Source organism: Blautia sp. MSJ-19 (assembly GCF_018918125.1).
Taxonomy (GTDB): domain Bacteria; phylum Bacillota; class Clostridia; order Lachnospirales; family Lachnospiraceae; genus Blautia_A.
This window is the reverse complement of record NZ_JAHLQA010000035.1, coordinates 144,765-162,998: the sequence shown is the minus strand read 5'-3', so window position 1 is coordinate 162,998 and position 18,234 is coordinate 144,765. Positions and strand designations below refer to the sequence as shown.

Here is an 18,234-nt window from a genome sequence, read left to right as displayed (position 1 = left end):
TTGAAAGAAGGGGAATGGTCTGTTATACTAGACAACAGAGTAAAATCAGACCGTTATCGTATCGAAAAGAAAAAGAAGGAAATACTGTATGAACTATATTGTTTTTGACCTGGAATGGAATCAGAGTCCCGGTGGAAAAAAGTATTCCAACAGTCGCCTGCCTTTTGAGATCATTGAGATTGGTGCAGTAAAGATGAATGAGCAGAGAGAAGTGGTGGATGTTTTTCAGAGACTTGTGAAACCGCAGGTATATAACTGGATTCATGACAGCATACACGAAGTGATCCATGTAGATTACAAGGATCTGGCAGACGGCATCTTTTTTCAACAGGCAGTCAGAGAATTTCTGGAATGGTGCGGAGAGGAATATGTTTTCTGCACCTGGGGAAACCAGGATGTGATGGAAATCCAGCGGAATATGAAGTATTATGGAATGCTTTCTTTGCTTCCGGGACCGGTTACGTATTATGATGTGCAGAAAATTTATGGAATCTGTCACGAAGAAGCAGGTGGACGCAGAAGTCTTGAATTTGCCATTGATCAGATGGGAATTCCGAAAGCACAGGATTTTCACCGGGCACTGACAGATGCACGTTATACCGGAGAAATATTTAAAACAATGGATTCTGCGACAGTTCGTGTAAATTCATCTATCGATGTTTATCAGAATCCAAAAAGCAGAAAAGAAGAAATTTTCATTTCTTATCCAATGTATGATCAGTATGTATCGCGTGAATTTGCAGATAAAGAAAAGGTAATGAAAGACCGTGAGGTAACGAGTACCCGCTGCCCGGTCTGCCATATGCCGGCAAAACGTAAGATTCGCTGGTTTATGAACAATTCCCGCGCATATGAAAGCGTTTCACTTTGTCAGAAACATGGATATATAAAGGGAAAAGTACGAATCCGTCATACAGATGAAGACGGATATTATGCGATTAAGACACTAAAACGAATTGAAGAAAAAGATGCGGAAGAAATCCATGAAAAAAGGGATTCCCTCCGCAAGAAAAGACAGGCGAAACGTCAGTCAGAGAAGCTGATCTGAAAGAGACCGTGTCTGATAATATCTGGCAGTTCCAACCGGATGATCGTTGTACGTATAAGTGACGGTCACGAGGGGAAGACCTGCCGGATTTTTTGTTATAGAATAAGATTTTTTGAGGGTACTGAGATCTTTGCCGGATGGAAGAGATACACTTGCGGTCCGACGGGTTTCAAACAGTGAAGAATCTCTGTAATCTCTGATCAGATATTTTTCAGCAGGCAGATAGGTGGCTGAAATTTTGTCAGGAAGATCTTTAACTGCAGTTCTGGAGAAATTGTCAAATCCGTAATCCAGAAGACTGGCAGTATCTGCATAAGCTCCGTTTACAGACTGCAATACGACTGCGACCAGATAGGTGTTGTCGTTCTTTGCATAGGTGACAAGCGTATTGCCGGCAGCTTCGGTGTAACCGGTTTTGCCGCCAAGGACACCGTCATAGGCATATGCCTGACTTTTCATCATCTTGTGGTGATTCAGAAGATAACGGGTTTCGGCAAATTTGTTGGTTGGTGGAATCTCATAATAGAGAGTCGAGGCAAATTTGCGAAATGTGGGATTGAACCATGCAGCACGGGCAATCTTCGCCATATCAGAAGCAGTTGTATAATGTGTTTCATCCGGAAGTCCGTTTGGATTGTTAAAATGTGTATTGGTGCATCCAAGCTGGCGGGCCTTGAGGTTCATCTGTTCCACAAATTTTTTGGCGCAGCCGGAGGTCAGTTCGGCGACTGCCAGAGTCATTTCATTAGCAGACTGGAGCATAACAGCCATCAGGGCCTGTTCGATCGTGAATTCTTCTCCTGTATCAGCATAAATACTGGAACTGTTAGAATCAGAGATTCCGTAGGCAGCCGATTCTGACATGGTGAATTTCTGGCTTGGGTCCAGGTTCTCACATCCAAGGAGTGCGGTCATAATCTTGGTAATGCTGGCAGGATACTGTGCTTTGTCTGCATTTTTGGAATAAAGGACTGCACCTGTAAACATATCGACAAGGATTGCGGATTCTCCCTCAATCTGAGGCCCTTTTGTCCAGTCTTTGATGGAATCCGTGTCTGCCGGCTGTTTATAGTAAGCAGTATGCGGATCCGGCGTCGGGGTTGCTGTTACAAGAGGTGCACCATATTCATCCGTGGCGAAAACGGGCACAGCCTGTGTGACGATTACAGCGGAACAGAGAACACCGGTCAGAATCCGCCGGAAAAATTGTTTCTTTTTTATATTCATGTAGTTACCTTTCTGCGCATATTTTCTTACAGTATATCATTCTTTACAATTATACTGTAATCATTTTTCTCATACAAGGGTTAAAACGGTGCAAAATCCGTATAAAACCTTGTAATTCTGGCAAAAAGACCTTGACATATGGAAAAATATAACCTTATAATAAAACAGCACATATAGAAATAAGTAAAAACTTTGATGGAGACAGTAGATCGGAACAAAATCCGCAGAGAGCCGGGATAAGGTGGGAGCCTGGTGAGAGTAATTTCGATGGAAGATCACTCCGGAGTTTCTTTCCTGAAATTAAGTAAGGGAGGACGGTGTTTCCGCCGTTAAAGGGAACATGTATCGGCGTTTTATTACTACCGGCCCGTACAATGTAACAGGTGGTGCGAATGTGGAAATTGCTTTCGTCCTTTTACAGGACGGAAGTTTTTTTATTTTTATGGAAAATTTTCCCGAGAGAATTTAAAGGAGGAATTGTTGTGTATCAGAAAGTAGATACGAACCTGAATTTTGTAGACCGTGAAAAACAAGTAGAAAAATTCTGGAAAGAAAATCATATCTTCGAAAAAAGTATGGAGGACCGCAAAGACGATCCTACTTACATGTTCTATGATGGACCGCCGACAGCAAACGGCAAACCGCATATCGGTCATGTACTGACACGTGTTATCAAAGATATGATCCCGAGATACCGTACTATGAAAGGTTACATGGTACCTCGTAAAGCTGGATGGGATACCCACGGACTTCCGGTAGAGCTGGAAGTAGAGAAGAAACTTGGTCTGGACGGCAAAGAACAGATCGAGGAATATGGTATGGAACCATTTATCCAGCAGTGTAAAGAGAGTGTCTGGAAATACAAAGGAATGTGGGAAGACTTTTCTTCAACCGTTGGTTTCTGGGCTGATATGGAGAACCCATACGTTACTTACCATGATGACTATATCGAATCAGAATGGTGGGCACTGAAAGAAATCTGGAACAAGAAACTCCTGTATAAAGGATTCAAGATCGTTCCTTACTGTCCGCGTTGTGGTACACCACTTTCCGCACAGGAAGTTTCACAGGGTTATAAAACAGTCAAAGAACGTTCTGCAATCGTTCGTTTCAAAGTTGTCGGAGAAGATGCATACTTCCTGGCATGGACCACAACACCGTGGACACTGCCATCCAACGTTGCACTCTGCGTAAACCCGGATGAGACATACTGCAAAGTAAAAGCAGCAGACGGCTATACTTACTATATGGCAGAAGCTCTGCTTGACAAAGTCCTTGGCAAACTTGGTTCCGAAGAGACACCGGCATATGAAGTTCTTGAGAAATATGTTGGTAAAGATCTGGAATATAAAGAATATGAGCCACTTTTCGCATGCGCAGGAGAGGCAGCAGCAAAACAGAAAAAGAAAGCTCATTTTGTTACAGCAGATAACTATGTAACTATGAGTGATGGTACTGGTATCGTTCATATTGCACCTGCATTTGGTGAAGACGACAGCCGTATCGGACGTAATTATAATCTTCCGTTTGTACAGTTTGTAGATGGCAAAGGTGATCTGACAGCAGAGACTCCATATGCAGGAATCTTTGTAAAGAAAGCTGATCCGCTTGTACTTCAGGATCTGGACAAGGAGGGCAAACTCTTTGATGCTCCGAAATTCGAGCATGATTATCCACACTGCTGGAGATGTGATACACCACTGATCTACTATGCACGTGAGTCCTGGTTCATCAAGATGACGGCAGTTAAGGATGACCTGATCCGTAACAACAATACTATCAACTGGATTCCGGAGAGCATCGGTAAAGGACGTTTCGGCGACTGGCTGGAAAACGTTCAGGACTGGGGTATTTCCAGAAACCGTTACTGGGGAACACCACTGAACATCTGGCAGTGTGAATGCGGACATATGCATTCCATCGGAAGCCGTCAGGAACTGTTCGAGATGAGCGGTGATGAAAGAGCCAAGACAGTGGAACTTCATCGTCCATATATCGATGAGATCACACTGAAATGCCCGGAATGCGGTGGAACCATGCATCGTGTACCGGAGGTTATTGACTGCTGGTTTGACTCAGGAGCAATGCCTTTTGCACAGCATCATTATCCATTTGAAAATAAAGAACTCTTTGAAAAACAGTTCCCGGCAGACTTTATCTCTGAAGCTGTTGACCAGACAAGAGGATGGTTCTACTCCCTGCTTGCTGAGTCCACGATCCTGTTCAACCAGGCTCCATATAAGAACGTTATCGTTCTCGGACATGTACAGGACGAAAATGGCCAGAAGATGAGTAAGTCCAAAGGAAATGCAGTTGATCCGTTCGATGCACTTGAGAAATACGGTGCAGATGCGATCCGCTGGTATTTCTATATCAACAGTGCTCCGTGGCTGCCGAACCGCTTCCATGGAAAGGCTGTTCAGGAAGGTCAGCGTAAGTTCATGGGTACTTTGTGGAACACTTATGCATTCTTTGTTCTTTATGCAAATATTGACAATTTCGACCCGACAAAATATACTTTAGATTATGACAATCTTCCTGTTATGGATAAATGGCTGTTAAGCAAGCTGAATTCTGTAGTGAAGACTGTCGATGACTGCCTTGCAAACTACAAGATCCCGGAAAGCGCAAGAGCTCTTCAGGAGTTTGTAGATGAGATGAGTAACTGGTATGTAAGAAGAAGCCGTGAGCGTTTCTGGGCTAAGGGCATGGAGCAGGATAAGATCAATGCTTACATGACTCTGTACACTGCTCTGGTAACAATTTCCAAAGCAGCAGCTCCGATGATTCCGTTCATGACAGAAGAAATCTACCAGAACCTTGTAAGAAGCGTTGACAAAGACGCAATCGAGAGTATTCATCTCTGTGACTTCCCGAAAGTCGAAGAAGCATGGATCAACAAAGAGCTGGAAGACGATATGGAAGAACTTCTCAAGATCGTTGTTCTTGGACGTGCAGCAAGAAATACTGCAAACATCAAGAACCGTCAGCCAATCGGTACAATGTACATCAAAGCTGACAAAGAAATGGGTGAGTTCTATACAGATATCATTGCAGACGAGCTGAATGTCAAAGAAGTGAAGTTTGCAAATGATGTAGAGTCCTTCATCTCCTACAGTTTCAAACCGCAGCTCCGTACAGTAGGACCGAAATACGGCAAACTCCTGAACGGTATCCGTACAGCACTTGCTGAGATCAACGGAACAGAAGCGATGAACGAGCTGAGATCCACAGGTCTTCTGACACTGGATATCAATGGAAACAAGGTAGAACTTTCTGAGGAAGACTTATTGATCGAGACCGCACAGACAGAAGGTTATGTAACAGAAGCAGACGGTGATATTTCTGTAGTTCTTGATACAAATCTGACACCAGAGCTGATCGAAGAAGGATTCGTCCGTGAGATCGTCAGCAAAGTACAGACAATGAGAAAAGAAGCTGGTTTTGAAGTTATGGACAAGATCCATATCTATGCAAAAGATAATGACAGGATTCTTGAACTCATGAAGAACCACAAAGAAGAAATCATGTCTGAAGTACTGGCAGAGGATATGACTCTGGGCACAACCGATGGCTATGTAAAAGAATGGAACATTAACAAAGAGCCAGTTGTTCTTGGTGTTGCAAAAATGTAATGAGCTCATGCCCGGTAAATATACCGGGCATGATTTGCAAAAATTGGGGTAATTAAAGATGCACAGCAATACTGTGCGATTAAGGAGGAAACGCGATGATCGACAAGCAGTTCAAAAAAGAAGCTTTCAAAGAGAGCGTAAAGGAAAACGTTAAATTCCTTTATCGTAAAAAACTCGAAGAAGCTACACAGGAGCAGATTTTCCAGGCTGTATGCTACACTGTAAAAGACGTTATCATTGATAACTGGCTTGAGACACAGAATGCATACAAAGAGCAGGATCCGAAAACCGTGTACTATATGTCCATGGAATTCCTGATGGGTCGTGCACTTGGAAACAACCTGATCAACCTGACTGCATACAAAGAAGTAAAAGAAGCTCTGGATGAGCTCGGACTTGATATCAACGCAATTGAGGATCAGGAGCCGGACCCGGCACTTGGAAACGGTGGTCTGGGCCGTCTGGCAGCATGCTTCCTGGATTCTCTTGCAACGCTTAACTACAGTGCATATGGATGTGGTATCCGTTATCGTTATGGTATGTTCAAACAGCAGATCAAAGACGGATATCAGGTAGAAGTACCGGATAACTGGCTGAAAAACGGATATCCATTCGAACTTCGTCGTCCGGAATACGCAAAAGAAGTTCACTTCGGCGGATATGTTGATGTTGAATATGATCCGGCAACAGGATCCAATAAATTTGTTCACAAGGGATATCAGGCAGTAAAAGCTGTTCCGTTTGATATGCCGATCGTAGGATATAACAACAAGATCGTAAACACTTTAAGAATTTGGGATGCAGAACCGATCGTAGACTTCGAGCTTGATTCCTTTGACAAAGGTGATTACAAAAAAGCAGTTGAGCAGGAAAACCTTGCCCGCAATATCGTAGAAGTTCTTTATCCGAACGACAACCATATGGCAGGTAAAGAGCTGCGTCTGAAACAGCAGTACTTCTTCGTATCTGCAAGTCTCCAGGCTGCTATCGACAAATACAAAAAGAACCACAAAGATATCATGAAGCTGCACGAAAAAGTTACTTTCCAGATGAACGATACTCATCCGACAGTAGCTGTAGCAGAACTTATGCGTATCCTTATGGACGAAGAAGGACTTGGATGGGATGATGCATGGTCTGTAACAACCAAATGTGTTGCTTACACAAACCATACCATCATGGCTGAGGCTCTTGAGAAATGGCCGGTTGAGCTGTTCTCCAGACTGCTTCCACGTGTATACCAGATCATCGAAGAGATCAACCGTCGTTTCATTCTTGACATTCAGGCAAAATATCCTGGAAACTATGACAAGATCAAGAAGATGGCAATCCTCTATGATGGACAGGTAAAAATGGCTCACCTTGCAATCGTTGCAGGCTACTCTGTAAACGGTGTTGCAAAACTTCATACAGAGATTCTTAAGAAACAGGAACTGAAAGACTTCTACGAAATGATGCCGGAGAAATTCAACAACAAGACAAACGGTATCACTCAGAGACGTTTCCTGCTTCACGGAAACCAGCTGCTTGCAGACTGGGTAACAGATCATATCGGACCGGAATGGATCACAGATCTGTCTCAGATCAGCAAACTGAAAGTTTATGTGGATGATGAAAAAGCACAGCAGGAATTCATGAACATCAAATATCAGAACAAAGTCCGTCTGGCAAAATACATTCTGGAGCATAACGGAGTAGAAGTAAATCCACGTTCTATCTTCGATGTACAGGTTAAGAGACTTCATGAGTACAAACGTCAGCTTCTGAACATCCTGCATGTAATCTATCTGTATGACCAGATCAAGAAACATCCGGAAATGGATTTTTATCCAAGAACATTTATCTTCGGTGCAAAAGCATCTGCAGGTTATGCACGTGCCAAGAAGATCATCAAACTGATCAACTCTGTAGCAGATGTTGTAAACAATGATGCATCTATCGAAGGCAAACTGAAAGTTGTATTCATCGAGAACTATCGTGTATCCAACGCTGAGATGATCTTTGCAGCAGCAGATGTTTCTGAGCAGATCTCTACTGCAAGTAAAGAGGCTTCCGGTACAGGTAACATGAAGTTCATGCTGAATGGTGCACCGACTCTGGGAACCATGGATGGTGCGAACGTTGAGATCGTTGACGAAGTTGGTAAAGAAAACGCATTTATCTTCGGTCTGAGCGCAGATGAAGTTATCAATTACGAAAACAATGGCGGATATGATCCGAGAGTCATCTACAACACAGATGATGAGATCCGTCAGGTACTGACAGAGCTTGTCAATGGAACATTCTCTTCTGATACAGAACTGTTCCGTGACCTGTACAACTCACTCCTCAACCAGAATGGTGGAGAGAGAGCAGACCAGTACTTCATTCTTGCAGACTTCCGCTCCTATGCAGCAGCACAGAAGAAAGTAGAAGAAGCATACAAAGATGAAAAAGGCTGGGCTCGTATGGCTATGCTGAACACAGCATGCGCAGGTAAATTTACATCTGACAGAACAATTGAAGAGTATGTAGAGGATATCTGGCATCTGGACAAAGTATTCATCAAATAAAAACTTTCATCAAATCGTTCTTTATGATTTATGCAGATGGGACGTGATTCGTCCCATCTGACTCTGAAAAAGCTCATGGCAAATGCTGTGGGCTTTTCTTATTTTTTCCTTTAATGGCCAGCGGGCATCGTGCTGGATAACTATGCTGTTTCTCGATGTCTGATATGCCTATTATATTAAGCCGTCAGCATCGATTTATGGGGATGCTCTATTCCCGGTGCTGGAATCAAGTGTTATGTCAACTTATTGACATCGAATCTGACGTACAGTACATTTTTTCGATGCAGAAAAAGAAGGTGTTGAAGAAAACATGACAGGCATAAAATGGAATAACGGTGTTTGCTAAGAGGCGGGAGTATGACATATCTCTGGGGTGGAATGATCATAATTGGAATCATATATGGGACGCTGACGGGAAATTTGGATGGGGTTTCAAAGGCATTAGTCTCGTGTGCGGGGGAGGGAGTGAATCTCTGTATTTCGATGGCAGGAATTACTGCGATGTGGACCGGCATGATGAAGATTGCAGAAAATTCCGGACTTGTGACGGCTCTTGCAGGACGGATGAGGTGGATCATTTGTTTTTTATTTCCGGAACTGGAGACAGATTCAAAAGCAGCGCATTATATCTGCCTGAATTTTCTTTCAAACATGCTGGGACTGTCCTGGGCAAGTACGAGTTCTGGATTGTGTGCAATGGAGGAACTTTCTGTTCGTTCTCCTGGCAGTACTGCAAGTAATGAGATGTGTACATTTCTTATCATTAACGTCTCTTCGCTGCAACTCATTCCAGTCAACATGATCGCCTATCGTGCGAAATACGGAAGCACAGATCCGACGGCGATCGTTGGCCCGGCAATCCTTGCCACTGCCGTAAGCACCGCAGTGGCAGTGATTTTCTGTAAAATCATGCAGAAGATAAAAATGCAACAAGGATGACAGGATTCGACAAAAATAAAGTACGATATGTGCTATCCTGAAAATGTTACCGCTTCCCACAGGTGCGGGAAGGAGGGAAAATATGGACAGCATTATAAGTTTTATAATCGCCGTTATGGCTGGTGTAGTGTGTCACTGCATCAACAAATGGTTGGATGGCGATAAATAGTTGGTGACCAGCCTGTGGTATAAGCCATCACATAAAAAACGGAATAGAAAAACCCTCGGATGGCACTCCGAGGGTTTTTCGTTTCTTTTAGGTACTTGGACAGTATCATTATAAGTTTCTGATGACATTATAGCATATGCATGTATTGCTTACAATATACAAAAACAAGAATCGTTTGACAGGATTCGACAAGATATGACAAATTGTGTGTATATTAAATCCATTCACACCCCGGCGCATTATGAATAAACTCTGCAAGGTGAGTACGAATCTGTTCCATCTGTTGCTGGGTATCGGGATTGCTGTATGGAATCCGGTCGATAATCTTGTTCAGGTAATCGTGTTCCTCGATGATGTCGAAACTGGCACGGAAATAAATATCGCAGAAATATGCGACATAGGATACCCAGTAATCCATCCTGGTGATGCGGTCGGGGGAATAGATACACTGGTTTTTGAAAACCGTATCATAAACAACTGGAGTGATCTCCTGTGCACCGATTTCTTCTCCGGATGCACCCATAAAGACCAGGAGGTCGTCATGTAGTTTGACACGGCAGTTGTCCAGCTTATCGGCATCACGGATCAGGCGTGCATGAAGCAGAGTACGGGAATCGTTGATTCCCTCCAGTTTGAAATCACTGTGTTTTGCAATTGCTGTGAGGATAATTTCATCCCAGGTATTTTCAGGGACGAAACGGCGGATCATGCCTTCGTCAAATAAGACTTTTACACCATAAGCTGCATGGTCCATGGTTGTCGGTTCAAAACTGTCAAAGCGTTTTAACTGCTCGAAACGTCCGATATCATGAAGCAGAGCAATGATGCGTGCGAGTTCCGTATCTTCTTCTGAGAGATGCATACGGTGGCAGATTTCTTCCATGGCATGCACAACTCCATAAGTATGGATGATTTTCAGACGGACTTTGTCGTTTGTGCGGTCATAACCGTCCAGATAATTTTCAAATTCTTTTTTGGCATCTTTATAATTCATAGAGCGTTATCTCCTTAAGTTTTCTTTTTATATATAAAGATTATTTTAACAGATTTTTCCGGTATTCTCTCGGGCTGCAGCCCTTTATCCTTGCAAATACTTTGGAATAGTAATTTGAATCGGAAAACCCTGTTTTTTCGGCAATATTGCTGATGGATTCTCTGGTGCTCAGATATTCCAGGCTTCGTTCGATACGATATTCCTGAAGAAAGGAAAAGAGCGTTGTGTTCATATGCCGTTTGAACAGCCGTGTGCATTCACTTTCGCAGAGATGAATATGCTCAGAAATATCTGCAAGTGAAATCTGATTCATATAATTTTTTTCCACGTAGGAAAGGATTTTGCGGATCCGTTCGTATTCTGTAAGGTCAGATGCGGACGTGATTGGCTGATGCGGAAGATGTTCTGCCAGCAACTTCCACATGATCTGCATGCGTATGGAGATGTCCAGCTCATAGAAATCAGGCTGCTTTTTGTCGAGATCGATAACTTCCAGCATTCGATCACGAAAAACTTTGTGCCAGTCTTCGCTGTAATCAATATGTACAGCACATACGGCAAGATTCTGAATGACAGGCTCCACGTACTTGGTGCATATTGTGCTCTGAAAGAATCCGTAGATCAGTTTGGGATCAAATGTAATCGGAATATAGGAACAGTCCTTTTGATTTTCCATTTCACCGGAATGCAGTGCATTGGAATTACAGAAAACAATGTCCCCTTCTTTCAGATGAAAGGAGCGATTGTTGACCCGATAATGCATACAGCCCTTTTTTACATAGGTGATCTCGATTTCCGGATGACAGTGCCACAGAAAAGAATTGGAATCATATTCCGACAGACACTGATAGCTGACCAGAAATGGAAAATGGTCGCTGCCATGCTTTTTTAATTCTTTCTGAAACTGATTTGTGATAATCTGCATAAAAAAGCCTTTCTATAACAAATAAAACATAGATAGTAGATCAAAATGTATTGCGTAAAATTTTAAACGCAGAAAATTACCTTTATTATACATGAAAAATCAATAAAAACGCAAGATTTTACCTGTTTTTCGCAGATTTATCAAGGTATTTTATTGAAAAAGCAGTATAATGAAATTATCAACAGCGTACGGGCAGTGAGATAATGTATAAATATAATGTAAAAGGAGAACAGGGGCATGAATTTACCAGAAACAGCAAAACTTCAGGAAATCTACGGTGAAACAGAAATCAGCGGCGCACGATTCAAAAATCTTGCAGATAATTTTGTAAAGATTTACAAACAGGATAAAGCAGAGTACTTTACTGCAGCAGGAAGAACAGAGATTATCGGAAATCATACAGACCATAATGGTGGAAAAGTAATTGCAGGAAGTATCAATCTGGATACGATCGGAGCTGCGTATCCGAATGGAACACAGGTGATTCATATTACAAGTGAGGGATACAGAGATGAGATCGTTGTAGATCTTACAAAACTCAGCAAAAACAACTACAAAAAAGGTACTGCAGCCCTTGTAGCCGGAATGATGGAAGGTGCTCAGAAGAATGGATTCAAGACAGGTGGATTTGATGCATATGTAAGCACCAATGTAATCGCAGCAGCAGGAGTCAGCTCTTCTGCATCTTTTGAAATGCTGATCTGTACCATCGTGGATTATTTCTTCAATGAAAGCAAGATGTCCTTTAATGATTATGCAAAAGTTGGCCAGTACGCAGAGAACGTATACTGGGACAAAGCCTCTGGAATGATGGATCAGATGGCATGTGCGGTCGGTGGTCCGGTGCTTTTCGATTTTGCGGACAGAGATAATCTGGAGTACAGCAAACTGGATTTCTCTTTTGGTAAATTCGGTTACAAACTGGTTATCGTAAATACAGGAAAAGGTCATGCAGATCTCAGCCAGGAATATTCTGAAATTCCGGGTGAAATGAAAGCAGTTGCGAAAGTACTTGGGGTAGAACTTCTTCATGAGACAAATGTGGATGCGCTTCTTGAACATTGCAATGAGATTGAAGATGACAGAGCAGTTCTGCGTGCCCTTCATTTCTTTGGTGAGACTTCCCGAGTAGAAGAAGCAGCAGATGCAATTCATCGTGATGATTATGATAAATTCCTTGAACTGATCGATGAATCCGGAAGATCTTCATGGGAACTTCTTCAGAACTGTTATACTATGAAAGATTTCCATGAGCAGAAGATTACAAGAACTCTTGCACTGACACAGCTTTTCCTTAAGAAGATCGGCGCAGGTGTATGCCGTGTCCATGGTGGTGGATTTGCAGGTGTGATTGCAGCGATCGTACCGGAAAAAGAGCAGGACAACTATGTAGAATACATTTCCAAATTTGTTGGCAGAGAGAATGTTTATCCGATGGATATTCGTGCAGTCGGAGCTACACATATCGGCTGATAACAGAATAAACCAATATGGACAGAAGAAAAACGACAGTAGTTGTTTATGGCTGATTCTAATTGGCGGGAAATTAAATACGATTCATACATAAATCAGGTATGAAAAAACATAAGGTATCATAAATACAGATTTCAGGAGAATCAGATGAAGATTATTTCCTATATTTCTGTGTTTATGATACCTTTTTTAATTCTTTATGTGATTGGATATGGACTGTCAACCAGAAGGAATATTTACAGTGACTTTCTGGAAGGTGCAGAAGAGGGGCTGAAGATTATCTGGAAACTGATACCGACGCTGATCGGACTTATGACAGCAGTAGGTGTTTTGCGGGAATCCGGGTTTCTGGACTTTCTGGGAAGGATGCTTTCCAGAGCATCCGGACTACTGGGAGTTGATCCGGAATTATTTCCACTGGGACTGATCCGACTGTTTTCTTCCAGTGCGGCAAATGGGCTGTTGCTGGATATTTTCAAACAGTATGGAACGGATTCGCCAACAGGACTGATGGCAGCATTGATGCTTAGTGCGACTGAGAGTGTCTTTTATTGTATCAGTGTGTATTTTGGAGGGGCAGGAATACAAAAGCCCCGCTATACATTAGCGGGGGCTTTACTTGCATCACTGGCAGGGATGGCAGCATCCGTCTGCATTGTGAAATTTCTGTTATAAATTATACCAGTGTTTTATTTTTTTCAAGCATCTCATGGATAATATTTTGGGTATATGCTCCGAGATGTTTCTGATCTTCTCTGGAAAGATCTTTTACATAAATCGGTTTGCCATATTCCAGAACAACGTGAGTAGATTTTATTTTTGGCATATGTGCTTCAAAGATTTCCTGAGTATTGTTCATTGCCATCGGAATGATCGCACAGCCGGATTTGCTGGCAATCTTGAAGCTTCCCTCATGGAAAGGCAGAAGTTCCAGCTCATCCTTGTTTTTGTTTCGTGTACCTTCCGGGAAGATACAGATGGAGATGCCGGATTTTACCTTCTCAATCGCAGTGAGGATGGTCTTCAGGCCCTGTTTGATATCCTTACGGTCAAGGAACAGACAGTGCAGGTAGCGCATCCAGTTGGAAAGAAGCGGGTAACGTTCCATTTCTTTTTTGGCAATATAGCCGGTACGGATTGGACAGCGGCTGTAGGAAAGCACGATGTCAAAATAACTTCTGTGGTTGCCGATATAAAGAACGGGTGTATCTTTTGGCACATTTTCTTCACCAATTATGGTAACTTTTGTACCGGCTTCCCAGAGAATAAGCTTGAATACCGCCTGAATAATGCGGAGAGAACTGATTTCTTTGGTTCTGGGAGAGAATTTTCCGATGATCCATTCCACAAAAAGGACAGGGATGGATAAAATCAGAAATCCAATGACCGTAACAGCAACGATAATTAAACGAATCATGATGAATTCCTCTTTCTTTTAAATTAAAGATCTCCTGTAAAACAGGACTCTGGTACAAGTATAAGTGATTTTTGAAATACATGCAATAAATCTTTTGGGGGCTGCATAGAATACATACTGAGGAAATGAATTATCGGGAAATGAGACTGGATTTATGAAAAAAATACTTGCTTTGCTGGGTCTGGCGGTACTTTTTTTTACACTTTGCGGATGTCGTGCAGTGCGGATCGAGGAGGGAAACAGAACACCGCTTTCTTATACGGTTGCAGAATTCTCTCAGATTCCAGAAGAGGCACAGGAGCTGATCAGGGAAAAAAAGGAATCAGAATTTCAGCTTGCCTATCAGAGAGGTGAGGATTTGTTTCTGATCAAAGGATATGGCAGACAGATGAGTGGCGGATACAGCATTCAGGTGAAGGAGCTTTCAGCATCATCGAATGCCATTTTTTTTGAAACAAAACTGATAGGTCCATCCGAAGAAGTTCAGGGAGGAGAACCCTCTTTCCCGTATATTGTTATAAGGACAGAGTACCGGGATGTGCCGGTACAGTTTCAGTGAGACAGGAGGCAGAACTTTGGAATTAAGAAAAGAAGATATTCAGATGCTGCGTACAAAAAGCAGGGCGTCCAGTCAGGTGACTTTTGATACCGATTATAATGTGCCGGATGTAAAGCCGGATATTGGACGTATGATACAGAGCAAAGGCGATGTGACGGTAGAAGAAGTACGGTTGAATGACGGGCATGCATTCCTGAAAGGAAAACTTCAGGCAGATCTTCTTTATGTCGGAGAAGAAGATGGCAGAGTGTACAGTCTTTCCGCAGTACTTCCTATGGAAGAGACATTGAATCTTGATGGAATTGCAAACGGGGATAAATTGAGGCTTCGATGGGAAATTGAGGATCTGAGCATTCATATGATCCATTCCAGAAAACTGAACATCAAGGCAGTGGTGACTTTTTTTGCCTCAGTTGATGAACTGGCAGGAATCCGGCTTCCGGTATCGACGGATGATGAGTCCGTGTCCGTACAGAAAAAACAAATGCGGCTTTTGAGTCTTGCGATACATAAAAAAGATACTTTGAGGCTGAAAGAGGATATTACATTGGTATCCAATAAACCGAACATTGCAGAACTCATCTGGTATACGGTGGAAGTACGGGGGCTGGATCTGCGGCCGGAGGAAAACACAGTAAAGGCAAAAGGTGAAATCTTTGTATTTGCACTTTATACCGGGGATGATGAAGGTGGAACGCTGCAATGGATTGAACATTCAGTGCCCTTTAATGGGGAAGTGGAATGTGCGGGCTGTAGTCCGGATATGATTCCGAACCTCGAGGCATCTGTGCTCAATCAGACATTGGAAGTAAAACCGGATGTTGACGGCGAGGAAAGACTTTTGCTGGTAGATATGGTATTGGAGTTGGATATGAAACTCTACCAGGAGGAAGATCATGATGTGCTCATGGATGTCTATACACCATTTCGGCAATGCATTCCAAAAGGAAAAAATGAAACGCTGGAAAGTCTTCTGATCCGGAACTTTTCAAGATGCAGACTGTCTGACAGGATTGAGGTAAAAGAGACGCAGGGAAAGATTCTGCAGATCTGCCATAGTCAGGGACGGATCAAAGTGGATAAGACCAGAATCGTCAGAGACGGAATTCAGGTAGAAGGAATCGTGCGGCTGAAAGTTCTTTATATCATTGGAAATGATGAGATGCCATTTTATTCCATGGAAGCAATGCTGCCGTTCAGTCATGTGGTGGAAGCACGAGGAATCACAGAAGAGAGTGTGTATTATCTGCATACAGATCTGGAACAACTTTCCACAACGATGGCAGACAGCAATGAGATTGAGGTCCGGGCGGCAATAGGGTTGAATGTACTGGTAATCCAGTGTATGCCGGAGATGATTCTGGAAAAAATAGAAGAGCAGCCGCTTGATCAGGAAAAAATCCGCAGTATGCCGGGAATCACGGTTTATATTGTCAAACCGGAAGATACATTGTGGAACATTGCAAAAAAATTTTATACAACGGTGGAGGAAATCCAGACAATGAATGAGGTGGAAGGCGATGAACTGACTGCCGGAACTCCGCTTCTTCTGGTAAAAAAAGTGGAAGAATGAGTCTTGAAATTCATTGTAAAATCGGATAAAATATAGCCATATCAGTTTTGTATACAAAGTACAAAGAGAACAAAAATACAAAGGATGGAAGGTGTATATATGCGTTTACGTGCAATGGCCAAAATCAATCTGGGGCTGGATGTGCTTCGCAAAAGAGAAGATGGATATCATGAAGTCCGGATGATCATGCAGACAATTCAGATGTATGATCTGCTTGAGATCCGCAGGAAAGCAGAGCCGGGAATATCATTGTCCACCAATCTTCCATATGTGCCATCAGATGAAAGAAATCTGGTATATAAAGCAGCAAAGCTTCTGATGGATGAGTTTGATGTCAGAGAAGGAATTACCATGAAACTGACCAAATCTATTCCGGTAGCTGCCGGTATGGCAGGAGGAAGTTCGGATGCTGCAGCAGCATTTGTCGGAGTGAACCGTATGTTTCGGCTGGGACTGAGTGAAGAAGAGTTGATGAAACGTGCTGTTCAGGTAGGGGCGGATGTTCCGTATTGCATCATGCGTGGAACTGCTCTTGCAGAGGGAATCGGAGAAAAACTGACCAGACTTCCGGGGCTGCCGAAGTGTTATATACTGGTAGGAAAACCGGGAATCAATGTTTCTACAAAGCTGGCTTATGAAAATCTGCATCTGGATCAGATCCAGACACATCCGGATATAGATGGAATGTTGAGAGATATCGAGAATCAGGATCTTATCAGCCTTACATCCCGGATGGAAAATGTCTTTGAACCGGGAATCATCGGACAATATCCTGTCATTCAGGAGATCAAAGATCTTATGGAATCCAAAGGGGCTCTCAAGGCCATGATGAGTGGAAGCGGGCCAACTGTATTTGGAGTCTTTGATGACCGGAGTAAGCTCAGAGAGGCTACAGAGGCGTTGCGTGCGAGTCGTCTGGCAAAAACTGTATTTGCTACGCAGATTTATAATAACAAAGAGAAGAACAATGCATAACAGATGATATGTGCAGGAAAGGGGAAGATACTTATGATAAATGATTTTTCTGTAGATATGAATGAATATCTGCCGCTGCGAGATGTTGTATTTAATACACTTCGCAAAGCAATCTTAAAAGGAGAACTGAAACCAGGAGAAAGACTTATGGAGATCGCTCTGGCAGAACGACTTGGTGTAAGCCGTACACCTGTGAGAGAAGCAATGCGTAAGCTGGAACTGGAAGGTCTGGTTGTTATGATTCCCCGCAGAGGTGCACAGGTTGCAAACATCACAGAGAAGGATCTGAATGATGTTCTTGAAGTTCGGATCGCACTGGAAAATCTTTCTATCGAAAATGCATGTGCACGGATGACAGAAGAGCAGCTGGAGGAATTATGGAAAGCAGCCAAGAATTTTGAGGCAACTATGGCAGAGGGAAATCTGGTAAAGCTTGCAGAAGCTGATGTGGCTTTTCATGAGGTAATCTATAAGTCTTCTGACAACAGAAGACTCAATCAGGTGTTAAATAATCTCCGTGAGCAGATCTACCGTTATCGGGTAGAATATCTCAAAGATGAAGAAACAAGAAATCTGCTGGTCAAAGAGCATGAAGAACTTTATGAAGCAATCCGTAATCGTGACGTGAAGCGTGCACAGGAAATTTCCTATCAGCACATTGAAAACCAGCGTGAAGCAATCATCCGTTCCATCCGTGAGGAAACGCAAAATCGTCAGAACCATAAATAATCTGATAAAAATTGGTTAT

14 protein-coding genes are annotated in these 18,234 nt (G+C 42.7%); 10 read left to right on the top strand and 4 right to left on the bottom strand.

Annotated features, from left to right (window positions below; all coding sequences use genetic code 11):
- The first annotated feature begins 88 nt into the window (after window positions 1-88).
- Window positions 89-1,048 (top strand): 3'-5' exonuclease, encoded by a 960-nt coding sequence (locus KQI91_RS12950; RefSeq protein WP_216393196.1) that lies wholly within the window; start codon window positions 89-91, stop codon window positions 1,046-1,048.
- On the opposite strand, the gene KQI91_RS12945 is transcribed toward KQI91_RS12950, so the two are convergent.
- Window positions 1,031-2,275, bottom strand: a complete 1,245-nt coding sequence (locus KQI91_RS12945; RefSeq protein ID WP_216393195.1) for a D-alanyl-D-alanine carboxypeptidase family protein — start codon at window positions 2,273-2,275, stop codon at window positions 1,031-1,033. The genes KQI91_RS12950 and KQI91_RS12945 overlap by 18 nt on opposite strands.
- A gap of 482 nt (window positions 2,276-2,757) precedes the next feature.
- Here KQI91_RS12945 and ileS point away from each other — a divergent pair, with 482 nt between their 5' ends.
- The 3 genes from ileS to KQI91_RS12930 all read left to right on the top strand — a co-directional run bounded on the left by ileS (window position 2,758) and on the right by KQI91_RS12930 (window position 9,401).
- Window positions 2,758-5,910 (top strand): isoleucine--tRNA ligase, encoded by a 3,153-nt coding sequence (gene ileS, locus KQI91_RS12940; protein ID WP_216393194.1) that lies wholly within the window; start codon window positions 2,758-2,760, stop codon window positions 5,908-5,910.
- Window positions 5,911-6,005: 95 nt separating this feature from the next.
- A complete protein-coding gene (locus tag KQI91_RS12935) occupies window positions 6,006-8,462 on the top strand; it encodes a glycogen/starch/alpha-glucan phosphorylase (RefSeq protein ID WP_216393193.1) in 2,457 nt (818 codons plus the stop codon).
- A gap of 357 nt (window positions 8,463-8,819) precedes the next feature.
- Window positions 8,820-9,401: a nucleoside recognition protein gene (locus KQI91_RS12930; protein ID WP_216393192.1), complete on the top strand. Its 582-nt coding sequence runs from the start codon at window positions 8,820-8,822 to the stop codon at window positions 9,399-9,401.
- A 383-nt stretch (window positions 9,402-9,784) separates the two neighbouring features.
- Here KQI91_RS12930 and KQI91_RS12925 read toward each other — a convergent pair whose 3' ends face one another.
- Window positions 9,785-10,564 carry an HD domain-containing protein gene (locus tag KQI91_RS12925; protein WP_216393191.1) on the bottom strand — a complete coding sequence of 260 codons (780 nt, stop codon included), beginning with the start codon at window positions 10,562-10,564 and terminating at the stop codon, window positions 9,785-9,787.
- 40 nt (window positions 10,565-10,604) lie between these two features.
- A complete protein-coding gene (locus tag KQI91_RS12920; RefSeq protein ID WP_216393190.1) occupies window positions 10,605-11,489 on the bottom strand; it encodes an AraC family transcriptional regulator in 885 nt (294 codons plus the stop codon).
- Between the two features lie 237 nt (window positions 11,490-11,726).
- On the opposite strand from KQI91_RS12920, the gene KQI91_RS12915 reads away from it, so the two are divergent.
- Complete coding sequence (locus KQI91_RS12915) at window positions 11,727-12,962, top strand: galactokinase (protein ID WP_216393189.1); 1,236 nt, start codon at window positions 11,727-11,729, stop codon at window positions 12,960-12,962.
- 147 nt (window positions 12,963-13,109) lie between these two features.
- Window positions 13,110-13,637 carry a nucleoside recognition domain-containing protein gene (locus KQI91_RS12910; protein ID WP_216393188.1) on the top strand — a complete coding sequence of 176 codons (528 nt, stop codon included), beginning with the start codon at window positions 13,110-13,112 and terminating at the stop codon, window positions 13,635-13,637.
- A gap of 1 nt (window position 13,638) precedes the next feature.
- Here the strand turns inward: KQI91_RS12910 and KQI91_RS12905 are convergent, their stop codons facing one another.
- Window positions 13,639-14,379 (bottom strand): lysophospholipid acyltransferase family protein, encoded by a 741-nt coding sequence (locus KQI91_RS12905; RefSeq protein WP_216393187.1) that lies wholly within the window; start codon window positions 14,377-14,379, stop codon window positions 13,639-13,641.
- Between the two features lie 154 nt (window positions 14,380-14,533).
- Here KQI91_RS12905 and KQI91_RS12900 point away from each other — a divergent pair, with 154 nt between their 5' ends.
- The 4 genes from KQI91_RS12900 to KQI91_RS12885 all read left to right on the top strand — a co-directional run bounded on the left by KQI91_RS12900 (window position 14,534) and on the right by KQI91_RS12885 (window position 18,215).
- A complete protein-coding gene (locus KQI91_RS12900; RefSeq protein WP_216393186.1) occupies window positions 14,534-14,938 on the top strand; it encodes a protease complex subunit PrcB family protein in 405 nt (134 codons plus the stop codon).
- Window positions 14,939-14,954: 16 nt separating this feature from the next.
- The gene (locus KQI91_RS12895; protein ID WP_216393185.1) at window positions 14,955-16,511 is read left to right on the top strand and encodes a DUF3794 and LysM peptidoglycan-binding domain-containing protein; all 1,557 of its coding nucleotides are present in this window, start codon (window positions 14,955-14,957) and stop codon (window positions 16,509-16,511) included.
- Window positions 16,512-16,610: 99 nt separating this feature from the next.
- Window positions 16,611-17,486 (top strand): 4-(cytidine 5'-diphospho)-2-C-methyl-D-erythritol kinase, encoded by an 876-nt coding sequence (gene ispE, locus KQI91_RS12890; protein ID WP_216393184.1) that lies wholly within the window; start codon window positions 16,611-16,613, stop codon window positions 17,484-17,486.
- A 33-nt stretch (window positions 17,487-17,519) separates the two neighbouring features.
- The gene (locus KQI91_RS12885) at window positions 17,520-18,215 is read left to right on the top strand and encodes a GntR family transcriptional regulator (protein ID WP_216393183.1); all 696 of its coding nucleotides are present in this window, start codon (window positions 17,520-17,522) and stop codon (window positions 18,213-18,215) included.
- Window positions 18,216-18,234 lie beyond the last annotated feature (19 nt).